We start from the raw sequence: 3153 nt of genomic DNA on the forward strand, positions 1-3153 counted from the left end.
ATAGGGATGCCCTCGCAGGGAAATCAACGGGTGTAGTTATTTAGACGCTTACAAATCTTCTGCTTATGCCCCTTGTTCCTAAAGAAATACCCAACTTCCCATGCCGTGCCATCTCATATGAGTTTTTCGGCACAAGCGGGATGGACATCTACAAATTGACTGGTTCCATTCTGAACTATCTTCCTTTGTCTGAACCCATGTCCACTGCTTCTGAAGGCATTATTTCTATGATTCCAGCGTGTGGATTGCCATGTTCTCTTATACATGCCTCCTCCATCATTGTCAATCGTTAAATGATTCATAAAAGATAAGATAGCTTAATTTATTTGACATCACCAGCAAAGCATGATGATGCATTCCACATTTCAAAATTTTATACTACGAGCCTTAATAACTAGACATCTTTAAAATAATCTATTTAATTCACTGACTTACGTTGTTAGATTTCACTGGTACGGAACTTGCTCACAATACCGGCAAGGTGGCAGCAAAACATAAGGAGGTTACATGAATAACAATGCTACAATATCAACGCTAAAGACAGCGATCGGCAAAGATTGTCCTATGGATAAGGAATGCATCGAGGTTTTAGCCGTCGTTGCCGTATCGGATATCAACGATGCTGTCATGCGGCTGCTTGACTACGCAAAGGTCCTTTCAGGAAACATCTTGGCACTTCATGTCAGTACAGAACCTACTGAAAAAACAATATTCGCAACGAGATGGAAATTCTTTACGAATGTCCCCCTATCAATTATCGACAGCCCGAAAGAGCTTAGTTCAAATAAAGATATGATAGCACAACCAATCAAACACCACATAGAAGAACTCCTCACCAGCAAACTATACAGGTCTGTTGCGGTCATAATCCCTGAGAATACTTCCAAAAGTTTTCGCCACAGCCTGACTGGCAGCGCAACGGCCAGATCAATTAAAAACAGCCTGAGCCATGTTAATGGTGTGGTAATAGTGAATTTCCCCTTCTCTTTAGGGACATGATAAATAGAAAACGTATTTACAAAAAAATGGAGGAACTACGAAATGAACCTTGCAACATGGATTCCAGAAACGTTTTTCTTAGGTATAGCGATAATGGGCATATGTTATCTGTTTATAAAAGCTTGCGACAAGATTTAAAAATGTAACGTTTAAAACGGAGGTGATTTATGATATACGTAACAGCGGGTATAACGTTATTGTTGTTCGTCTACTTGGTCGTCGCTCTTATAAGGCCAGAGAGGTTCTGATAAAGGGCGGCAAATATCAACTGAATAAGCACACTACAAATAAATAGAAACACTTTAAGGAGTTAACGATATGTTTATTCATCAAATCTGGTTTTTGCCATTGGCGCTTTTAGTAACGGCAAGTCTTGTAGCATTCCCCTTAAGCCGTTACATGGCGTGGATAATGGACGGAAAATACCGGCCCCTTCCGGGTTTCAACAAGTGTGAGAATTTGCTTGACAGCGGACCTCAGGACTGGAAACACTACATAACCTCACTGATCACATTCAACACAATTCTCTTCGTATTCGGGTACTTAGTCTTGGTATTCCAACCCTTTACGCCGTTGAACCCGGAGGGAAAGACTCTCCTTTCTCCGGCGACTATTTTCAATAGTGTTGTGTCCTTTATGACTAACACCGACCTTCAGCACTACTCCGGCGAACAGCACCTGACGAACTTCAGCCAGATTTTTTTTTGGAATCGCCAACCTCTTCATCTCGGCGGCCATAGGCTTAAGCGCTCTTGCCGCTGTAATACGCGCACTGAGGGGGGACACCCACATTGGAAACTTCTTCGTTGACATGTGGCGGGTGCTGGTTTACATGTTCATCCCTGTAGCCTTTGTGGTTTCCCTCGTTTTTATATCACAGGGAAGCCCTATGACCCTTAAAAGTTCCTATCAGGTTTCCACGCTTGAACCCGCGGCCATGGGTACGACGGACAAGGGTGAGATAAAAAAGCAGACTATTGTCGTTGGTCCCGTAGCGGCTTTTGAGTCCATAAAGATGCTTGGTACAAATGGAGGCGGATTTTACGGAATGAACTCGGCACATCCTTATGAAAACCCGACTGGGTTGTCGAATTTCTTCAATACCCTGTCTATGATGCTCTTTCCCTTTGCCCTCGTATTGATGTACGGACGAATGCTTGGCCGGTTTAGGCATGGCCTTGTCATTTTTTCAGTTATGCTTACTCTTATGGCAGCTACGATAGCCTGGTCTGTTTACTTTGATACGCTGCACCCGAATCCTGGAATATCGGGGCAAAAGATGGCACGAAAATACGAAATTCCCAACGCCAAGGCTCCCGGCGGCAAGCAGACGGTTTCCATACCTGCCGTACCCTCTCTACCCGTAGACCAGCACCTTGGCAATCTTGAAGGCAAGGAGATGCGCTTCGGCACCTCCGCCGGGGCCACATTTGATGCCCTTACCATGGCTGGATACCTCGGCCTGAAGGAACCTCTTAAGAGCCTCGGCACGGATGTACCGACACTTATTGCGCTTTTGGTATGTCTCATACCCACTACTATAGGCGCGCTCCTTGCCGCCATAGGCATAGCTGGTATGGACAGGGCACTCCAGGCAAATATCATAGCAAAAAGCGGCAAGGCCGTTGAACTTGCCGGAGATGTAGACGTGGTGCTGCTTGATAAGACAGGTACCATCACTGTGGGCAACAGGCACGCCACGCTCTTCATCCCCGCCAAATTTATTTCTGTCGAGCAAGTGGGGCGTCTTGCGGCACTGGCATCCGCGGCGGATGCAACTCCGGAAGGTAAAAGCATACTGAAACTCTACGAAAATGAGAGCAAATCACAGATTGAAATACCTGAAGGCGCGAAATTCATACCGTTTACTGCCCAAACCCGCATGAGCGGCGTAGACTTGAGCAACGGAAAGAAAATCAGGAAAGGAGCGCCAGACGCCATCGTCAAGTTTGTTGGAGGTAAAGAGCTGTCGGCTGATTTCAGGAGGATTGTCGAAGATATCGCATCCAAAGGCGCGACCCCTCTGGCCGTAGCCGAGGACAACAAAATTGTAGGTCTTGTCGCCCTTAAAGATATTTTAAAACCTCACATTAGCGAACGTTACGTAAGCGTCAAGAAAACCCCATCTTTACAGTGGGGGTAGCAGATGTCATA

Annotated in this window: 5 protein-coding genes; 4 read left to right on the forward strand and 1 reads right to left on the reverse strand. The window is 45.6% G+C overall.

What is annotated here, in order from left to right:
- Positions 1-113 precede the first annotated feature (113 nt).
- Positions 114-266 carry a hypothetical protein gene (locus AB7D94_RS16880; protein ID WP_420267236.1) on the reverse strand — a complete coding sequence of 51 codons (153 nt, stop codon included), beginning with the start codon at positions 264-266 and terminating at the stop codon, positions 114-116.
- A 241-nt stretch (positions 267-507) separates the two neighbouring features.
- Here AB7D94_RS16880 and AB7D94_RS16885 point away from each other — a divergent pair, with 241 nt between their 5' ends.
- The 4 genes from AB7D94_RS16885 (at position 508) to AB7D94_RS16900 (ending at position 3142) form a co-directional block, all read left to right on the forward strand.
- Positions 508-999 (forward strand): hypothetical protein, encoded by a 492-nt coding sequence (locus AB7D94_RS16885; RefSeq protein ID WP_420267237.1) that lies wholly within the window; start codon positions 508-510, stop codon positions 997-999.
- A 167-nt stretch (positions 1000-1166) separates the two neighbouring features.
- Positions 1167-1247, forward strand: coding sequence for a K(+)-transporting ATPase subunit F (kdpF, locus tag AB7D94_RS16890; protein ID WP_420267238.1), 81 nt, complete (start codon positions 1167-1169; stop codon positions 1245-1247).
- 163 nt (positions 1248-1410) lie between these two features.
- Positions 1411-1809, forward strand: a complete 399-nt coding sequence (locus AB7D94_RS16895) for a potassium-transporting ATPase subunit KdpA (protein WP_420267239.1) — start codon at positions 1411-1413, stop codon at positions 1807-1809.
- Complete coding sequence (locus AB7D94_RS16900) at positions 1772-3142, forward strand: potassium-transporting ATPase subunit KdpA (protein ID WP_420267240.1); 1371 nt, start codon at positions 1772-1774, stop codon at positions 3140-3142. The genes AB7D94_RS16895 and AB7D94_RS16900 overlap by 38 nt, the downstream gene beginning before the upstream one ends.
- The last annotated feature ends 11 nt before the right edge of the window (positions 3143-3153 follow it).

The sequence above is a fragment of the Candidatus Magnetominusculus dajiuhuensis genome (genome assembly GCF_046044395.1).
GTDB lineage: Bacteria > Nitrospirota > Thermodesulfovibrionia > Thermodesulfovibrionales > Magnetobacteriaceae > Magnetominusculus > Magnetominusculus dajiuhuensis.

Bases quoted from the DNA above. Each gene is read 5' to 3' on its own strand.
- AB7D94_RS16880 (WP_420267236.1), bottom strand. From the start codon at position 266: ATGTATAAGAGAACATGGCAATCCACACGCTGGAATCATAGAAATAAT.
- AB7D94_RS16885 (WP_420267237.1), top strand. From the start codon at position 508: ATGAATAACAATGCTACAATATCAACGCTAAAGACAGCGATCGGCAAA.
- kdpF (WP_420267238.1), top strand. From the start codon at position 1,167: ATGATATACGTAACAGCGGGTATAACGTTATTGTTGTTCGTCTACTTG.
- AB7D94_RS16895 (WP_420267239.1), top strand. From the start codon at position 1,411: ATGGACGGAAAATACCGGCCCCTTCCGGGTTTCAACAAGTGTGAGAAT.